Genomic DNA, 19,707 nt, shown 5'->3' on the forward strand with positions numbered 1-19,707 from the left:
CGAAATTATTTGAGCTACTCTAATTAAATAAAATAGTTCTATTAACTAATCAGTCAGAATAAATAGAACCTGTTTTTTTGAATAAAAATTTTGAAAAAATCACTTATCTATAGTCGTCATAATTACTGTTTTTATAATTAAGAGCACCAAATTCTTGATTATCTTTTCATTAAAACAAACAAAGTAAGTTTCGCTGGTTGTCAGACAAACTTCTATTTTCTTGTATATATACGTCTTTCCATAAGTTATTTATTTCATATTCTTATTTACCTAAGAACGAAAATTTGCGAAAAAAACTTACTCACTTATTACAAACTACTGTTTTCAACAGAACAAAAAATCTTAAAATGAAAAGAAAAAACCTCTTAAAAATCCTGGTAAGCTTTTTATGTTGCTTACCATTTTTACAGTTACAGGCACAAGATGAAGATGTAATGTTTCAGGCTTTTGACTGGAATGTACAAAACCAACCTGCAGGTCAAACTTGGTATGATGTTGTTTCTAGTGTTAGAAATACCATCAGTGATGCAGGAATTGACCTAATCTGGATGCCTCCTCCAAGTAATTCTGCCGCCCCACAAGGATATCTGCCTAGAGAGATTAATAACTTCGATAGCGCCTATGGTACTACTAATCAACTGAAGTCATTGATCGATCAATATCATAATTTAGACATTAAAGTAATAAGCGATATTGTAGTGAATCATCGAGTAGGTACTAACGACGCAGTTACATTTACAAATCCGGCTTGGCCAACATTTTATATTACAGCCGATGATGAAGGTAGAAATTTTGTAAATGGTCCTGTAGAGTTTAGTATTAATAATGATTTTGTACCTGGATTTGATTTAAAAGCAGATGGTTCTAGTGGAGGATTTGCAGCTGCCAGAGACTTAGATCACAGAAATCCAGCAGTAAGAGCAGAGATTATAAAATGGATGAAAAAGTTACAAGATGATCTTGGTTTTGATGGATGGAGGTATGATTTTGTTCACGGATATGATCCTATATATAATAAAGAATACAACGATGCTACAAACCCTTACTTTGCGGTAGGAGAATTACTAGAAAGTAGCAGAGTACAAACGAATAATTTTGTGAATAGAACACAAGGTTCATCTTCTGCTTTTGATTTTAACACAAAAGTAAGTTTACAAAATGCGATTAGAGATAATAATTTATCTTATTTAAGAGATGGTCAAGGTAGGCCTTCTGGTATGATGGGTATCAATCCATCTAAATCAGTTACTTTTCTTGATAATCATGATACTGGTTTCGCACAACAATGTTGTGGCTCAAATTTTGTTTTTCCAGGTGGAGAGACAAATCTTAGAAAAGGATATGCTTATATTTTAACACATCCTGGAAACCCAATGGTATTCTGGACTCATTTCTTTGATACTGGCGCAGGCGTACAAAATGCTATTAAGGACCTTATTGCAGCAAGAAAAAGTGTAAGAATTCACTCTGGATCTACTATAAGTATTGATGAAGCAAGAGGAGATTTATATGCCGCTTACATCGATGGAAGATCTGGAACACTAGCAATGAAACTAGGATCTGGTAATTGGTCTCCTAACGGAAGTGGATGGACACTACAAACTTCTGGTACTGATTATGCAGTATGGACACAAGGTGCAAATACTGGCGGCGGAGAAACGGTACCTCCTTATACTGTTAACTTCTTTAAACCATCAGGTTGGGGATCTAATATCAATGCTTATGTATTCGATTCAGGAGCAAACACTACACTTCCTGGGACTAGTGATTGGCCTGGAAACAATATGACGAACATTTCAGGAACAGATTGGTATTCTTTTACCATTACTCCTCCTGCAGGTGTTTCTGCAGCAAATCTTAGAGTCATCTTCAATGATGGAAATAACCAAACTGATGATCTTTCGAGAAGTGCCAATGGTTGGTACCGAGGAAATAGTTGGTCCGACAATTGTCCTAGCGATTGTAGTGGTAGTGGATCAGGAACAACTAATGATGTAACATTAAACTTCCAAAAACCTGGCGGTGGATGGGGTACTAATACCAACATGTACTTATATAATAAATCCACAAACCAAACATTGTCTGGAACTGCAGGTTGGCCTGGAACAATTATGAACAACTTAAGTGGTACATCTTGGTGTAGAAAAACATTTACATTACCTAATGGAGTTGCTACAAATGATGTTGGAGTGGTTTTCAATAATGGAAATGGTCAACAAACAGTTGATCTCACAAGAGGTACCGATGGATGGTTTATAGTAACCGGAAGCAGTAATGGAAAAAGAACCGGAACTTGGTCTAATAACTGTACTAATAATTGTCCTTCTAACAGAGCAATGGAATTAGCTGATACAGCTGATAAAGAGAATACTTCCATCATAGAGAAAAGTATTGTTACTCTTTGGCCAAATCCAATTAAAGATAGAGGTACATTAAGCGTAAATACATCAGAAAATGGTGTTTTAAAAGTTAGTATCTCTAATATTTTAGGTCAAACTAAAACTATATACAGCCAAAACACGCAAGTAGGGAATCAAACTATAGAAATTAATTCAAGTGATATGCGAGAATCCGGCATCTATTTTGGTACCATAACATTAAATGGTAAAAAACTTAAAAGAATTAAAATTGTAAAACAATAATTTTTTTGTCCTAATTACTTACCAATAATTATCACAAGTTGATATGTTAGTCAAGAAGCGGTCGTTTTAATAAAACGACCGCTTTTTTAACCTTATTTAATTCTGATATCTTTTCTATTAACTTTACAAAATCTTAACTTTTATATATCGCCAATAAAAAGCGTATTGTTTTTAATATCTTTCCACTCTTTAAAAATTCAATTTATTAACTATAATACTCAAACTTTGAAAAAAATAGCTTTCATTTTATCTCTAATTATATTGATATCTTGCAAAAATCAAGAACCAAAAAGTTCTGATAAAACAATTGCAGATTCAACAGAAAAAACTGCACTTCCAAAAAAAGAAAAAAAAGATCATCAAATTCGAGATATTAAAAAAGCAGAAATAGCTCCCAACGTAGATGGAGATATGGATGATCCAATCTGGAATCAAACGAAATGGTATCCAATGGATCAGAATTGGATTGGGGAATTTCCAGATATCAAAGATTTCTTTGGTAGGTATAAAATGACTTGGACTCCAGAAGCTTTGTACATTTTAGTAGAAATTAAAGATGATATTTTATATGATCAATATAAAGACCCACTTAAATTATGGTGGGATGATGATTGTGTTGAGATATTTATAGACGCCGATAATTCCGGAGGAGAACATCAATACAACAACAATGCGTTTGCATATCATGTAGCATTGGATGGTAATGTTGTAGATCTAGATTCACAGAAAAAACCATTACTTTATAATAATCATGTAAAAATGAAACGTACAACAAAAGATGATGTTTCTATATGGGAATTCGAACTGACCGTATATGATGATACTTACCAAGAAGGCAAAGCCAATGATCCTGTGGTTTTATCTAAAGATCAAAAATTAGGTTTCGCTATAGCCTATAACGATAATGATACGAGTAAAGAAAGAGAAAATTTCATGGGTTCTGTCTTCGTACCTGGCGAAGATAAAAATCAAGGCTGGATTAATGCTGATATCTTCGGTACTATAGTTCTTATTGAGTAAAATAAATCTCTAAAAATATAGAAAAGGAATTTTCCGTTGTGATACTCTTATAACATTGTTTCCATCAATTGTTCATCTTTAGATACGTCTTCAGAAAAATTAACTGCGGTTTCAATAAGTGCTAAATGAGAATATGCTTGCGGAAAATTCCCTAACAATCTTTTAGACTTAAAGTCTATATCTTCACTAAAAAGCCCTAAGTGATTGCTATAAGATAACAATTGATCAAACATTGCTTTTGCTTTTGCTTTCTCTCCTATTTTATTTAAACTATTGATAAACCAAAAACTACAAATAGTAAATGACGAAGAAGGCAACCCAAAATCATCTTTATTCTTATAACGATATAATAACCCATCATTACATAATTCTTTTTCTGTAGCTTTTACAGTACTTATAAATCTTGGATCCATTGGCTCTATAAAACCATAAGATTCCATTAATAACGTAGAAGCATCTAAATCAGAGGATCCGTAAGATTGGGTATAAGCCTGTACCTCTTCATTCCAAGCATTCTTATAAATATCATTATAAATCCGATCTCTAAGCTCAATCCACCTCGTATTATTTTCTGTTTTACCAATAAGCTCTCCTATCTTAATAGCTCTATCTACAGCCACCCAACATAACAATTTAGAGAATGTAAAATGTCTTTCTTCTGTTCTAAATTCCCAAATACCTTTGTCTGGTTTTTCCCAGTTTACATTTACAATATGAACAATACTCTTACTTATGGTCCATAAACTCTCACTATCATCTACGGCGCAATCAAATTTCACGAATTGTTGGTAAATTACATTCATCAGAATCCCATAAATATCATTCTGTTTTTGATGAAAAGCAGCATTACCAATACGTACGGGACTAGAATTTTTATAACCGCTTAAATGATCCAATGTTTTCTCCGTAAGATCCTTTTCGCCATTAATACCATACATAATCTGGATCTTTTCATCTTTATCTGGTATAATATCTATAATAAACTGAAGAAAACGTTGCGCTACCCTTTTATGTCCTAAATCAGAAATCACTTTTATTACCATAGAGGCATCTCTAATCCAACAAAAACGATAATCCCAGTTACGAACTTCTCCTATTGTTTCGGGTAAAGATGTAGTCGCAGCAGCCAAAACAGCTCCAGATTTTTCATAACTAAGCAATTTAAGTACCAATGCACTTCTTAGAATCTGATCATTGTAAACTGCATACGAAGTAGTTTTCTCACTCCAATTCATCCAGTACACACGTGTTCTCTGTAATTTAAGATAACATAGTTCTAAGGATTGCTTTAGAATTTTTTCGTGATAACTGATTAAAAAATAAGCATTACCAGATAAAACTATCTCTTCTGAATTTAAAATAGCTTCTAAATCTAAATCCGAATAAAGGTATAAAGTATCATATTTATCTTTATCTGTTATACTTTTTATATATTCATCAGTTTTTTTAGAATAAGTTTCCTCTTTGGCATACTCCAATCTAGGATTATATCTAACTCTAAAAGATGGCTTTCCTGAAATCAATTTAATATATCGTATGATATCAGCAGGTGTATGATAAGTACCATCTTCATTCTGATATCTAGGCATAAAATCTATACTTTCGAAAGCATCTGTACCATTATTAAATTCGGTAACTAAAATATTTGTTTTGGCGATATACTTTTGGGAAATAGTATATTCATCTGAAACTAAAATTTCAAAAGAGCCTCCTTTTTTTTCATCTAAAATTTTTGCAAAAACTGACGAAGAATCAAAATTTGGCAAACAACACCAATCAATTGCTCCTTGTTTAGAAATCAACGCTGCACTTTTACAATTCCCTATAATTCCGTAGTCCAAATTGTCCATATAACCTCAAGTTCTTTTAAATAAACGTACCTTTATTCACTGAACCGAAATTTAATCAATCAAATTTAGTCAACCAACTTTCGCCACCCTTTATGAGCAAAACTATCATAATCTCAAATCGACTACCCTTACAATTAGAAATTGACAATAATTCTATTAAAACTACTCCAAGTGTTGGAGGATTAGCAACAGGAATGAAGTCTGTGCACTCCGGAAGTGATAGCATTTGGATAGGATGGAGTGGTCTAACCGAAGAACAATTAGATACTGAAAAAAGAAATTTAGTTAATAATGCACTAAAAAAACATCAATGTGTTGGTGTACCACTTACAGAATTAGAAATAGATGGATTCTATTATGGTTTTAGCAATAATACTTTATGGCCATTATTCCATTATTTTATGGAATATACAGAATTCAACAAAGACAGTTGGGAAGTATATCAACAGGTAAATCAAAAATTTGCAGATGTAATAATAGAAAATCTCGGAGAAAATGATACTATCTGGGTACACGATTATCAACTATTATTGCTACCCGAGATGATTCGCAAAAAGAAACCGAACGTAACTATAGGTTTCTTTTTACATATTCCTTTCCCATCTTATGAAGTCTTTAGAACGATTCCTTGTAGAGAAGAACTATTAAAAGGATTACTGGGTGCCGATCTTATTGGTTTTCACACCTATGATTATGAACGTCATTTTCTGAGTTCAGCCCAAAGAATTTTAGGATTAGAAATTAACTTCAATAATGTTCATATAGATAATAGAATAGTAAAAGTAGATTCTTTCCCAATGGGAATTGATTATGATAAATTTCATAATGCCGCTACTATTCATAATGAAAAAGAGAAAAAAGATCAAACAGAGATACAGCAAAAGATAGATGAACATTTAATAAGTGGTGATCGAGCTAAACTTATCTTATCTATTGACAGGCTAGATTACACCAAAGGAATAGCCAACAGATTAAGAGCTTTTGAATATTTTCTGGACAAATACCCTCAATTTAAAGGTAAAGCAAGACTTGTAATGCTTGCAGTTCCATCTAGATCAAATGTTCCACAATATCAACTACTAAAAAACGAAATTGACCAATTGGTAGGTAGAATTAATGGAAAATTTTCCGAAGTTAGTTGGACACCCATTTGGTATTTTTATCGTTCTATGCCTTTTGAAAACTTGATTGATTTATACACTTCTAGTGAAGTTGCTTTACTTACTCCTATTAGAGACGGAATGAACCTTGTAGCAAAAGAATATATAGCCTCTAGAGTAGATCAAAAAGGTGTTCTTATTTTAAGTGAAATGACAGGAGCATCAAAAGAAATGAGTGAAGCACTTATTATCAATCCTAATAACTTTGAAGAAATAGCAGATACACTAAAATTTGCTTTAGAAATGCCGGAAGAAGAGCAAATAAAAAGAAATAAAGCACTACAAAAACGGTTAAAAAGATATAATGTAGAGAAATGGGCAAATGATTTTATGGAGTCTTTAGATGCAACTAAGACTACTGCTAAGAAATACTCTTTAAAAAAACTGACGCCTTCTATTAAAAAGGATTTATTTAATGATTATAATACTTCAAAAAATAGAATTTTATACATTGATTATGATGGTACTTTAGCACCTTTTGAAAAAATTCCTGAGAATGCAAAGCCAACTCAAAAAATATTTGATATTTTAGATACGTTACAAAGTGATGATCGTACCAAAATAATTTTAATAACTGGAAGAGATAAATTCACCTTTAACAAGTGGTTTGGTCATAAGGATTATACCTTAATTACTGAACACGGCGCTTGGCTAAAAGAAAACAATAAAGATTGGGAACTTTTGGAACGAGTTAGTAATGATTGGTTCGAATCAATCGCCCCAGTTTTAGAATCGTTTACTGATAGAACACCGGGTTCTCTTATAGAAGAAAAAAATTATTCATTAGCTTGGCATTTTAGAAATGTAGATCCTGATTTAGGAAAATTAAGATCCATGGAACTAAAAACAACCATACAACATCTAATAGCTAATCACAACTTAGAAATTCTAGAAGGTGATAAAGTATTAGAAATAAAAGTTAGTGGCATTAATAAAGGTAAATCAGCGTGTAAAATGCTAACTGAAAAAGAGTATGATTTTATCTTCGCCATTGGAGATGATTGGACAGATGAATACATGTTTAAAGAATTACCTTCTTCTTCGTATACAGTTAAAGTTGGACTTAAAAAGACGATTGCTAAATATTATGTAGAAGATACAAATCAAGTTCACGAATTATTAAAAGAATTTAATAACCAATCATAAGAACACATATCTGAAACCAAAATTTTATATACTTCCGGTAATAATTATTGCGCAGTTTTTCTGTACTTCACTGTGGTTTGCAGGTAATGCGGTAATTGATGATTTTGCCGCTCAATTTAGTGTAGGATTTAATATTCTTGGATATCTTTTATCCACTGTACAATTCGGATTCATTGTTGGTACACTAACCTTTGCCTTACTTACTATAGTCGATAGATTCCCTCCTTCTAAGGTGTTTATGATTTCGGCAATTCTAGGAGCACTTTGTAATATTGCCTTGCTAATACCTAATATTACCGTATTAAATGTATTAACAGCTAGATTTGGTACAGGTTTCTTTCTTGCAGGAATCTATCCTGTAGGTATGAAAATAGCATCTGACTACTATAAAGATGGATTAGGAAAAGCCCTTGGATATTTAGTAGGTGCTCTAGTTCTTGGAACCGCGTTACCACATTTGTTAAAAGAACTTTCTTGGAATAGCGATTATAAAATTGTAATACAATCTACAAGCCTTTTAGCTGCTATTGGAGGAATTTTAATCTTTATTTTTGTTCCTAACGGTCCTTATAGAAAACCTGTTTCTAAACTTCAATTAGGTGTAATAACAGAGCTTTTTGGGATTGTTAGTTTTAGAAAAGCTGCTTTAGGATATTTTGGGCATATGTGGGAATTATATGCTTTTTGGGGGTTTGTTCCGATATTATTAAAAACATATGTAGAACAACACAGAATAGGAATTCCCATTTCATTTTGGTCATTTATCATTATCGCAGTAGGTTTTTTCTCTTGCATCATTGGCGGATATATTTCTTTAAAAACGGGTAGTAGAAAAGTAGCTCGATATTCACTTATTATTTCTGGACTATTTTGTATTACCTCTCCCCTATTATTCCAGTTAAACACAGAAATCTTCTTAGGATTATTATGTCTTTGGGGAATGGTCGTTATTTCAGACTCTCCTCAATTTTCGACTTTAGTTGCGGCTGCAGCTCCTCCAGAATTAAGAGGAACAGGACTTACTATTGTTAATTGTATAGGTTTTGCTATTACCATCATAAGTATTCAGTTACTTTCATATACTATTACCAAAATTGATCCTATATATTTATTTGTATTTTTAGCAATTGGTCCAGCCATTGGATTATATAGTTCAAGAAAACAATTACTATAAACTCTTAACAAATACTTAAGAAAATACTTGATAATTCAGTGTATTTTAGAAAACAAAACCGATGCAAAAACATCTCTCATTCATACTACTATTACTTGTTTTTGTAGTATCCGCACAACCAAGTACTGAAGTCTATTTGTTTGATATTTTCGTAAATGGAGAAACATTAGAGCTAAAAAACAAACGAAACATTTCTAATAACGAAGGATATGACAATCAGCCTTCCTTTTACAATGATAATATTGTACTTTTTGCTTCTACTAGAAACAAACAAACCGACATTGCCAAATATAATATTAGAGATAATAAGATAGATTGGATTTCTGAAACAGCAATAGGTAGCGAATATTCGCCTACTAAAATTCCAAATCAAAAGGCAGTATCCGCTATCAGATTAGACACGACAGGCACACAGTTATTATATCAATATGACTTTAAAAATGGAAAGCCAACCGTTCTTATAAAAGATCTAATTATCGGTTATCACGTTTGGTTTAACCAAAACACATTAGTTTCTTCTGTGTTAGAAGATGGAGGATTATCGTTAGTGGTTTCTAATCTAAAGACAAAGGTAAATAAGACTTTTCAGAAAAAAATAGGCCGATCATTGCATAAAATACCCAATACGCCACTGATTAGTTATATTAGTAAAGAAAATAAAGAATGGGAAATAAGGTCGTTAAACCCAATTACCGGTGAAACTGAAAAAATAATTAACACAATACCTGAAACTGAAGATATGTGTTGGTTGATCAATGGAACTATTCTAATGCCAAAAGGGAATACTATTTTTAAGTTCAACCCTAAAACGGATACTCGTTGGAGTATCTTTCATACATTTCTTGATAACGAAATTGCTAATATTAGCAGAATTAAATCCAACGAAATAGGAACAATGCTCACTTTAGTATCAGATGTTTCTCCAGAACAAATTGTACAAAAACAACTAGATGCTTATAACAAACGAGATGTTAATGGCTTTGTAGACACGTATTCGGATACTATAAAAATATACAATTATCCAAATAAATTGATCTACGAAGGAAAAGATCGATTAAAAAAAGGATATACTTCTTTTTTCGAACGAACTCCAGACTTACATTGTGAAGTGAAAAAACGGATTGTTTATGGTAATAAAGTAATTGATGAAGAATTTCTGATTATGAATGGTCAAAAGAGAAAAGCTGTAGCGATTTACGAAGTAGAAAACGGAAAAATTGCGAAGGTTACTTTTATACAATAAAACCGATTGAATTAGAATTGTATCTAACCTTTATGATCATTAAACAAAACTAGGAAGTCAATCAAATCAAAAAAGACCTAACTGGTTTATTATGATTATTTTCTTAATATTTGTTGATAATAATTTATAAAGCTAATCATTATTGGAGAACAAAATAGAACTCATAGAAAGTATTGGAAAAATAGTTGTTTTTTTAATGCTATTACTTTCCATTTTCCTATTTACTGTCAAAACAAAAAACAAATTATCTAATAAATTATTTGGAATATATTTATTAGTAGTTGCATTCGATCTTACAGGGCTGTTTTCAAATAAAATTTTAGAGTATCCAAATCTTAATATTTTAAAAGTATCTTCTAGTCTATTGCAACTACCTTTATTTTATCTTTATGTACTTTCCGCTTGTTATACTAACTTTAGAATAAAGAAAAAGCATAGTATACACACCTCCCTATTCATTCTATTTTTATTGCTCTTTAAAATAACAGGGTTTTCCGATCAAAGTTTAATGGTTTTTGAAATAATTGGTGAGCTACAATTCATTGGTTACATCATCATTGTATTTATAGTTCTCAAAAAATATAAAACCGTTTATCTTGAAAACTATTCTAGCACAAATTACGTAGTTTATAAATGGTTATTTAATATCACAGCTTTTTCTTGTTTTGCACATAGCTTTGTAATTTTAAGATGGTATCTCTCTAACTCCACTTTTCAAGGATATATAGTAAATATAAATGTATTGATTAGTATTATGGTATTAATCATTACCATTTATTTTGTATTAAGTGCTTTATATCGTCCAGAACTTTTTACCGGTATAAACATGAATCTGAAACCGCTAACTTCGAATTCCCCAAGTGAGTTGTCAGAAAAAACCACTCCTATTGAAGATGAACATTTAAAGAGATTACGTTCATTTATGGAAAGTGATAAACCTTATTTAGATTTTGAACTTACACTACAGAAATTGGCAGTCCAAATAGATATTTCAGAAAAAAACTTATCTCTTCTAATCAACAGACATTTAAATAAACATTTCTTTGATTTTATAAATGCTTATAGAATTGAAGAAGCTAAAAAATTATTAAAAAATACTTCATTAAATATTCAACAGATTATGTATCAAGTGGGATTTAATTCCAAATCTTCGTTTAATACTGCCTTCAAAAAACACACATTAAACACACCTTCAAGCTACCGTAAATCAATAACTTAGGAACGTTCGATTTAAAGTCGAACCTTTTTATATGGTAAAAAAGGTTCGACTTCTTATACCCGTACCATTTCATCTTTTTGAATACTCATTTTTGTGTAGAAATCAAAAAACAAGTAAAGATGAAATCAATTTATGTAATCACACTCTTCATATTCTTTCAATATTCTTTTAGTCAAAAAAACACCTCTGAATTAAACGGAATTGAAGATGACATAAAGCTATGGATAGAAAAATATCAAGCAGTTGGATTATCTGTAGCGGTAGTAAAGGATAATGAAATTATATACTCAAAAGGCTTTGGATATAGAAATCTAAAAGAACAATTACCCGTAACAGAAAACACTGTTTTCCCAATTGGTTCGACAACCAAAGCATTTACTGGTTCACTTTTGGGCATCCTAGCATCCCAAAACAAAGTTTCACTTAAAGATAAACCTGCTAAGTACATTCCAGATTTTGAATTCTACAATGATAAGATGAATAATTTAATTGCCATTGAAGACTTACTAAGCCATAAAAGTGGTATTGGGAACCAAGGTACATCAGAGGTGTTTTTCCCTGACAAAAATAAACTCAAAGTAGTCCAACGATTAAAGTATCTAAAACCAGAAGGCGAAATTAAAAACAGTTTCGAGTACAGTAATATGGGATATACGTTAGCTGGGACAATAGTTGAACAGATAACAAAGAAAAGTTGGGATACCAATATCCAGGAAATGATATTCAAACCTCTATCTATGAATAATTCATATACCGAACTCGAAGAAATCAATAAATCTGATAATTATTCTTTACCCTATGGTTTATATAATAAAAACATAGAGCAAGTAAAGTTCGAAATATACAATTCTATCAGTCCAGCTGGAGCAATAAAAAGTACCGTAAGCGATCTATCAAATTGGATGTTAACTTGGTTAAACAATGGAACTTTTGAAAACAATGAAGTTATCCCAAAAGCATATGTTAAGCAGGCAACAAGGCTTCAAAATATCAAAAATGGAGATTATGAAAGTGATTCCTTTTTACACGGAGATGGATTTGGATGGCGTCTAAAATCTAGCTATGGTCATTATAGAATAGACCACGGTGGTAATACATTTGGGTTTAGTTCTTCCTTAGTAATGTTTCCTTTTGAAAAAATAGGCATCGTAGTTCTTAGTAATCAAGATAATTCTTTGTTACCGCACCTTATAGCGGATATCATTACAAGAAAATTATTTAACATCGATCCTGAGTCAGCATACCCAGTAAAAATAAAAGAAATTTTCAAACCACTTCCCTATCAATCATTTAATAAAGAGAAAATGCCGACCCACCCTTTGGATAATTTTTGTGGAATATTTGAAGCAAAAGGATATGGACGTATTAAAGTTATCATAGAAAATGAAAAATTATACGCGGTATTACCTAAATATAAATTCCATTTACAGCATACAAATCACAACTCATTCTTTTTTAAACCGACCAAAAATTTTAAAGATGTTTTTAGTCCTCAATTCGATTTAAAGTTTATCAATGATCTGAACGGAGATATCTCCGGTTTACAATTATTCTCACAAAAAGAACCTATTACATTTAAAAAGCACTAAAATCATAAATCAAAATCTTATGAAAACCATATATATAAAATGTATTCTTATAATAATACTAATACAACCAATATTAATAAATGCACAGTCCATACGATCCATAGATTCAGAAAAAATAACATCTATTTTAGAATCTCATTTCGATAAAAAAAACCCAGGTGGAGCTTTTGCTATAATACAAAAGGGTAAAGTTATATTCAAAAAAACAATGGGATTGGCTAATGTAGAATATCAAATACCTATTGCGGATACGACAGTTTTTAATATTGCTTCCAATTCTAAGCAAATGACCTCACTATTAACTTTAATCTTACAAGAGGAAGGGAAGTTGTCCATTAATGATGACATCCGAGATTATTTACCAGAACTTAAAGAGCTTCCTTATAAAGTTACCATTAAACAATTAATGAATCATACACACGGATTGCCTAATGTTGATGAATTAGCCCAAATAAAAGGAATCAGAAAAATGACCTATGAAGAGGTTATAACTATGCTATTTAATATAAGACAATTTAATTTTAAGCCAGGAAATGATTATCAGTATAACAACACAGGTTTTGTTTTACTTTCGAAAATCATTACTAATGTAGGCGAAAAAACGTTCCAAGAACAGCTCAAAGAAAAAGTATTTAATCCATTTGGAATGGATTATAGTCAAGCTGTAGACAACTACAATCAGGTAATCCCACATAAAGCATATTCTTATACTTCTATAGAAAATAATATTATAAATAATTCTGTAAAAATTAGCACAATAGGATCTTCAGGAGTATATGCTAGCTTAAATGATTTAATAGTTTGGGCTAAAAATTTTACAAGAAAAAATTCTAAATATCAAAAACATTTCAAACGAATGCAGAAAGAAACTATTCTAAATAACAATAGAGTTATAGAATATGGTCTAGGAATTCAGTTTGAAAATTATAAAGGCATTGATATTGTATTCCATGGCGGAGGAACGGAAGGTTATAGATCTTATATTTTACACGCTCCAAAACATGATTTATCATTAATCTTCTTATCTAATGCTGGAGGATTATCAGGGTATGAAATCATATATGATTCCTTAGAAATACTACTAAAAGATAATTTAATAAATAAAAAAGAGCCATCATACAAGGGTGATTTATCCTCTTATGAAGGAATTTATGAATTAAATGCTAGTACATATTATAATATTTGGGAAGAGGATAATTCATTATACTTTGGAACTCATGGAACATCCGAAAAAACAATGCTCCCTAAAACAGGAAAAAACGTGTTTGATTTTGTTTTACCTTATTCTAAATTGATCTTTAATGAGGATAGTTTAGACTTGCGTTTCCTAGATTTTTCTTTCAGGGCTAAAAAAGTAGATCTTCCAACCATAGATAACTCTAATATTGATCTTACCAAATACATAGGCATCTACAAAAACAAAGATCATAATGCAATCTATGAACTTACGATTATTGATAACAAACTAATTGTAAAACACACTATAAACGGAACGTTTTCACTCAACATATATTCTGAATCTATGATGAATGTAATAAATAGCTACTTTGGTAAAATCGACTTTATCTTTAATTCTGAAGGAGAAGTTCTTGGGTTTAATTTATCAAGGCAAAACCTAGTCGGGCAATTTTTTGAAAAAAAAGACTGATCATTACTAACACTGTACTTCTTTACATTCAATTACAAAAACTAAAACATGAGACATCTATTTTCTATATTCTTACTAATACTATTTTCTTGTAATAATGCAACAGATACATCTACTAACACTATCCCAAAAAACGAAGTATCTAAAATTCATAAGGACACTACACTAAAGAGAAAATTAGAATTAATTGGAATTGAAGATCAAACACTAAGACTCATCCTTCAGGATTTAACAAAAAAATTTGATGTTGTTATAAATTCTTCTCAATTACCAAAATATAAACTTAAATAAAACTAGAGTCTTAAAATCTGTAACTAAAGATTTTACCTAAAGTCTTTAGTTATATTTATAATTCTAATAAACTATGAGAAAAATAATTTCATTACTCGTAATAACCATAGCACTTACAAGTTGTACAAATAAAAAAAATATCTCTGAAGAAGATAAGAAACAGATCATATCAGAACTTAATGTTATTGATATTCTTGATCAAAAATACGCCGGTATACCTCCTACAGCATTAAGAGAAAAACATGGTTACGAAAAAGCTTGGGAGATTTTTGAACGTCAAAGAGATAGTATTGGAATAATAAATCAACAAAAAATTAAAGAATTATTTAATAAATATGGTTATCTCGGAGAACGCAAAGTTGGACAAAAGGCTTCGACAAGTTTTTGGCTTCCAATTCAACATGCAGATAACGACATCCCTTTTCAGCAAGAAATGCTGACAGCGATGGAGAAAGAAATTAAAAACGGAAGTAATGACAAGTATCACTACGCGATGTTAGAGGATAGAATTCAAGTGAACCTAAATAAACCTCAACGTTTTGGCACCCAATTAACATACAATAAAAATGGACAAGCGATACCAAAAAATGGTTTGCTAGATTCTACAAATATAGATAGCATAAGAAAAGAATATTCTCTTCCAACTTTAAAGAAATATTATAATGAAATGACAAAGTCGCATTTTGAAATGAACAAACAAATGTTTCTTGAAAAGGGAATAACAAAACCCCAGTTATATCAATAAAACATAATGAAATGTAATGAAATGTAATGAAATGTAATAATAATTAGTTCAATTATGATTATCAAAACCTTTTACAAACGTTGCCTATATCATCAATTAACATTTTAAAGAGTATCTTACAAAGTATTGAACGCAAATTAATACTACTATGCAGGTAATTTTAGGTGCAAATGGAATAATTGGAGAGGAATTGGCCAAAGCATTACGATCCAATTACACGAAAGAAATTAAACTAGTTGGACGGAACCCCAAAAAAGTACATATAGATGATATTTTGTTCAAAGGTGATCTGTTACAAGCAAAAGATGTTCATAACGCTGTAGAAAATGCCAAAATTGCGTATCTAACTGTAGGGCTCCCATACCGATCTAAGATTTGGTTAAGAGATTGGCCTATCATCATGAAGAATGTAATATCTGGTTGCAAAAAAAACAACTGTAAACTTGTATACTTCGACAATACATATGCATATCCCCAAGACAGCAAAATTCAAAAAGAAGATACACCCCTGCAACCAAAAGGTAAAAAAGGAGAAGCAAAAAGAATAGCTGCAGAACTTTTATTAAGTGCGATTAATAACAAAGAAATTAATGGAGTAATATGTAGAGCACCTGAATTTTATGGGCCCGATAAAACAAAGGGAATAACGAATACACTTATTTTTGATGCGCTAAAAGCCAATAAAAAACCAAAAGTATTTTTAAAAGATAATGTCTTAAGGACCTTTATTTATACTCCTGATGCTAGTAAAGCAATGGCTTTGATCGGGAATACTCCAGATACATATGGTCAAACTTGGCACCTTCCGTGTGATGAAAATCGATTAACATACAAAGAAATCATAGAACAAATCTCGTTACAATTAGATCGAAAAATAACATACAATACCTTAGGAGGATTTATTCTAAAAGTAACATCAATCTTTAATCAAAACATCAGAGAAACTCAGGAGTTATTACCCAGGTATAAGATTGATAATATTTTTGATTCTTCTAAATTCAAAAATCGATTCCCTGATTTTAAAATAACTTCTTATCAACAAGGTATTAGCAACATAATTAAAGATTATAAAATTAAGTAAAAGAATAGAGAAAATGAACTACCATAATAAGTCATTTCGTCCAACACAAAATTCAGAAAATGGGGAAACAACAGAAGAAACAATTTTTAAATATAAACAGGAAGGTACAATCTTAACTTCGGAATATAGTGGTGGTCAAATTAAAAAAGGACACCTAATTGGATTAGTGGATGAAAACGGAAATATCGAAATGCGTTATCATCAAACAAATAACAACAAAGAGTTAATGACTGGAATCTGTTTTTCGAAACCAGAAATATTAACTAACGGAAAAATACGTCTTCATGAAACTTGGGAATGGACATCTGGAGATAAATCAAAAGGAAAATCCACTTTAGAAGAAATATAAAAAATACCTAAAGTATAATCTGTTTATAATAAATCTGATCTTTTATTATAAATATAAAAAAACAGGGTAACATTTTTAGCTATAAAGCTACTTACAATAAACCTTGTTATATCTCATGAAAAATACAATCATACTGCTAATCATAGTTCTAACTTCTAACTTAGTACAGGCACAGTTTATAAAACAAAAATCTATCAATGCTCAAATTGGTTACGGATTAAGTGCTCCCTATAATAGTGTTGATCAAGTTGTTAATAATGGTTTTTTCATACAAGGAGAATTTGTACTTAAAATTACTTCCTGGGTTGAGTTCAAACCTTATGCAGGCTTTATAACAACTAGTTCTAATGGAAAAGATATAAATGATAACCCAACCGATGAAAAAGCCGAGACAAAAGCTTTTTTACTAGGTGGAAAAGCAAGATTGAGAGCACCAATTCCTTGGGTAGCACCTTATGCCGAAATTGGGATAGGAACTTCTATCGGGAAATTTGAAACAGTAACAGCATTTGATAATATTGATAAAAGTGGAGTGATTTATCACATTCCTTTCTCATTTGGATTAGAGCTAGGAAAAAACCATAATGTAGATTTAGGCTTTGCCTATTATTTTCAGCCATCCGTTGCGCAATACGTTGGAGCATTTACCCTAGGTATTACATTTCCATTAAATTAAAAAATGAAAGCTAACGATATAATTCTCCGTGTCATCAATTTTTGATACCTTAGAAACCATACTATTTTCTAAAAGATATTAGTCCCCAATAGGATATAACTCAATTATAATATCAATTTATAAAGTACAATATAATCATACAAAATTATAACTCATTATGAGACTAAATGCTGGGATTCTGACTAAAAAACTCAATGAAACAAAATCTTTCTATACTAAAAATTTAGGCTTCCAAATAAAGTTTGAGAATGAGTTTTATCTTCTGCTCAAGACTCCCAATGAAAGAGACACTTTAAGTTTTTTATTACCAAATCATCCAACTCAACAATCCTTTTTTCATAAACCTTTTCTAGGAGAAGGAATGTATCTAACAATTGAAGTCGAGGATGTAGATACCTTTTACGCTGAGATAAAAAACAGAGGAGTGGAAATAAAAGTAGATTTAAGAGATGAACCTTGGGGCGAAAGACATTTTGCTATACAAGATCCAAACGGTATTGGAATTGATATTGTAAGATATACAGAGCCTATTGATAATTAATTATCATTAGGTGGTATAGCAATTAGAATTTGAACCAATAGTTCTCTAATTTGGTTACATTGCAATGGTAACCATCAGTAATATCCATAAAAGTTAATAAATCAAGTAACATTACACCGCATCATGAGACGTATATTAAAATACAATCAAAATCAAAATCTAAAATATCAGATACGGAATACAATTAATGTGTGAATTCAATTTAAATATTTTTAATCTTCTTATAATAGCATCTGTATTTATAGGAACTACGTTTGGACTACTATTAATTCTTACTAAGCGGATAAACAAAAAAGCCAATGTATTACTTGGGTTACTTACGTTTATCATTGTTTTATGGAATATTTGGATATTAAGTTTAGATTTTCAGGTAACCAACTATCTCCCAAATTTTCACTTAATACCATTACAGTACTCTCTAGCTCTAGGACCATTATTATATCTATATGTAAAAAAAATAACCAACTTTAATTATCGTCTTTCTCAAAAAGATATCCTTCATTTTTTTCCTTTAGTTATAGAACTCATTATACATTTTGTAATTAGTCGTGATGCACTTATAAATAACACCATTGGTATTGAGACGATTACATATCTTCAATTAATGCCTATTGTACAGTTTCTTGCTATTGTATCTATTGTTACTTACTGTATATATGCACTAAAAGAAATTAGAACTTATCATAGATGGTTAAACAAAAATTATAGTAATAACGATGCATACAGTTTACGATGGCTATATAGATTAATTATCATATTTGCCGTACTTTGGTTCTTATGGACACCATATACTATTATAGATTATGCTCTATTTAATTTCCAGTTAGGACTAGCGGATTATTATCCAATTTATGTGTTACTGTCAATTGTTACTATTTGGATTAGTGCCGAAGCCTTTTTGAGACCAGAAGTAATTCTATTAGAAACCAACAGAGAAAATAATCTCGAAAAAGAGAAACCATCGGAAGAAATCTTTAAAAAAGCATCTTGGTTAAAAGAACAAATGGCAACCAATCGATTTTACCTTAACTCAGAATTGACATTAAAATCCTTAGCAGAAAACCTTGATATGCATCCTAATATTTTATCTAAAGTTATTAATGATGGATTAGGTAAAAATTTCTCTGATTTTATAAATGAATATCGCGTAAACACTATCATAGAAAAATTGCATAGTGGTCATTATGATCATCTCACGCTGTTAGGTCTCTCATTTGAGTGTGGTTTCAATTCGAAAACAACTTTTAACCGAGTCTTTAAAAATATTAAAGGAGTAACTCCTTTACATTATAAAAAGTCTATAAAAAATGACTCAAAACATCCTTAAATGAGT

General features: G+C 30.8%; 16 protein-coding genes. 15 read left to right on the forward strand and 1 reads right to left on the reverse strand.

Going from position 1 to position 19,707, the window contains the following annotated elements; translation table 11 throughout:
• Positions 1–347: 347 nt before the first annotated feature.
• A complete protein-coding gene (locus H526_RS30630) occupies positions 348–2,642 on the forward strand; it encodes a starch-binding protein (RefSeq protein ID WP_051335995.1) in 2,295 nt (764 codons plus the stop codon).
• Positions 2,643–2,867: 225 nt separating this feature from the next.
• On the forward strand, positions 2,868–3,662 hold the full coding sequence (locus H526_RS0105540; protein WP_245591187.1) for a sugar-binding protein: 795 nt from the start codon (positions 2,868–2,870) through the stop codon (positions 3,660–3,662).
• A gap of 47 nt (positions 3,663–3,709) precedes the next feature.
• Here H526_RS0105540 and H526_RS0105545 read toward each other — a convergent pair whose 3' ends face one another.
• Positions 3,710–5,512: a glycoside hydrolase family 15 protein gene (locus H526_RS0105545; RefSeq protein ID WP_027392078.1), complete on the reverse strand. Its 1,803-nt coding sequence runs from the start codon at positions 5,510–5,512 to the stop codon at positions 3,710–3,712.
• 92 nt (positions 5,513–5,604) lie between these two features.
• On the opposite strand from H526_RS0105545, the gene H526_RS0105550 reads away from it, so the two are divergent.
• From H526_RS0105550 to H526_RS0105610, 13 genes are all read left to right on the forward strand, one after another.
• Positions 5,605–7,818, forward strand: a complete 2,214-nt coding sequence (locus H526_RS0105550; protein ID WP_027392079.1) for a bifunctional alpha,alpha-trehalose-phosphate synthase (UDP-forming)/trehalose-phosphatase — start codon at positions 5,605–5,607, stop codon at positions 7,816–7,818.
• 46 nt (positions 7,819–7,864) lie between these two features.
• Positions 7,865–8,992 carry an MFS transporter gene (locus H526_RS0105555; RefSeq protein WP_342667682.1) on the forward strand — a complete coding sequence of 376 codons (1,128 nt, stop codon included), beginning with the start codon at positions 7,865–7,867 and terminating at the stop codon, positions 8,990–8,992.
• 61 nt (positions 8,993–9,053) lie between these two features.
• Positions 9,054–10,235: a nuclear transport factor 2 family protein gene (locus tag H526_RS31425; protein ID WP_081415559.1), complete on the forward strand. Its 1,182-nt coding sequence runs from the start codon at positions 9,054–9,056 to the stop codon at positions 10,233–10,235.
• A gap of 142 nt (positions 10,236–10,377) precedes the next feature.
• Positions 10,378–11,454, forward strand: a complete 1,077-nt coding sequence (locus H526_RS0105565) for a helix-turn-helix domain-containing protein (RefSeq protein WP_155839626.1) — start codon at positions 10,378–10,380, stop codon at positions 11,452–11,454.
• Between the two features lie 119 nt (positions 11,455–11,573).
• Positions 11,574–13,043 (forward strand): serine hydrolase, encoded by a 1,470-nt coding sequence (locus tag H526_RS0105570; protein ID WP_027392083.1) that lies wholly within the window; start codon positions 11,574–11,576, stop codon positions 13,041–13,043.
• Between the two features lie 19 nt (positions 13,044–13,062).
• The gene (locus H526_RS0105575; protein ID WP_027392084.1) at positions 13,063–14,691 is read left to right on the forward strand and encodes a serine hydrolase domain-containing protein; all 1,629 of its coding nucleotides are present in this window, start codon (positions 13,063–13,065) and stop codon (positions 14,689–14,691) included.
• Between the two features lie 48 nt (positions 14,692–14,739).
• Positions 14,740–14,982: a hypothetical protein gene (locus H526_RS0105580; protein ID WP_027392085.1), complete on the forward strand. Its 243-nt coding sequence runs from the start codon at positions 14,740–14,742 to the stop codon at positions 14,980–14,982.
• 73 nt (positions 14,983–15,055) lie between these two features.
• Entirely contained in the window at positions 15,056–15,727 is a 672-nt protein-coding gene (locus tag H526_RS0105585) for a DUF6624 domain-containing protein (protein WP_027392086.1), read from the forward strand.
• 148 nt (positions 15,728–15,875) lie between these two features.
• A complete protein-coding gene (locus tag H526_RS0105590; RefSeq protein WP_027392087.1) occupies positions 15,876–16,808 on the forward strand; it encodes an NAD-dependent epimerase/dehydratase family protein in 933 nt (310 codons plus the stop codon).
• Positions 16,809–16,821: 13 nt separating this feature from the next.
• On the forward strand, positions 16,822–17,157 hold the full coding sequence (locus H526_RS0105595) for an avidin-fold protein (protein ID WP_027392088.1): 336 nt from the start codon (positions 16,822–16,824) through the stop codon (positions 17,155–17,157).
• 115 nt (positions 17,158–17,272) lie between these two features.
• Complete coding sequence (locus tag H526_RS0105600) at positions 17,273–17,833, forward strand: hypothetical protein (protein ID WP_027392089.1); 561 nt, start codon at positions 17,273–17,275, stop codon at positions 17,831–17,833.
• 157 nt (positions 17,834–17,990) lie between these two features.
• Positions 17,991–18,374, forward strand: coding sequence for a VOC family protein (locus H526_RS0105605; protein ID WP_027392090.1), 384 nt, complete (start codon positions 17,991–17,993; stop codon positions 18,372–18,374).
• A gap of 187 nt (positions 18,375–18,561) precedes the next feature.
• Positions 18,562–19,701 carry a helix-turn-helix domain-containing protein gene (locus tag H526_RS0105610; RefSeq protein ID WP_027392091.1) on the forward strand — a complete coding sequence of 380 codons (1,140 nt, stop codon included), beginning with the start codon at positions 18,562–18,564 and terminating at the stop codon, positions 19,699–19,701.
• Positions 19,702–19,707: the final 6 nt, after the last annotated feature.

Origin of the sequence: Aquimarina latercula DSM 2041, from assembly GCF_000430645.1 — a bacterium.
In the GTDB taxonomy this organism is placed as follows: domain Bacteria; phylum Bacteroidota; class Bacteroidia; order Flavobacteriales; family Flavobacteriaceae; genus Aquimarina; species Aquimarina latercula.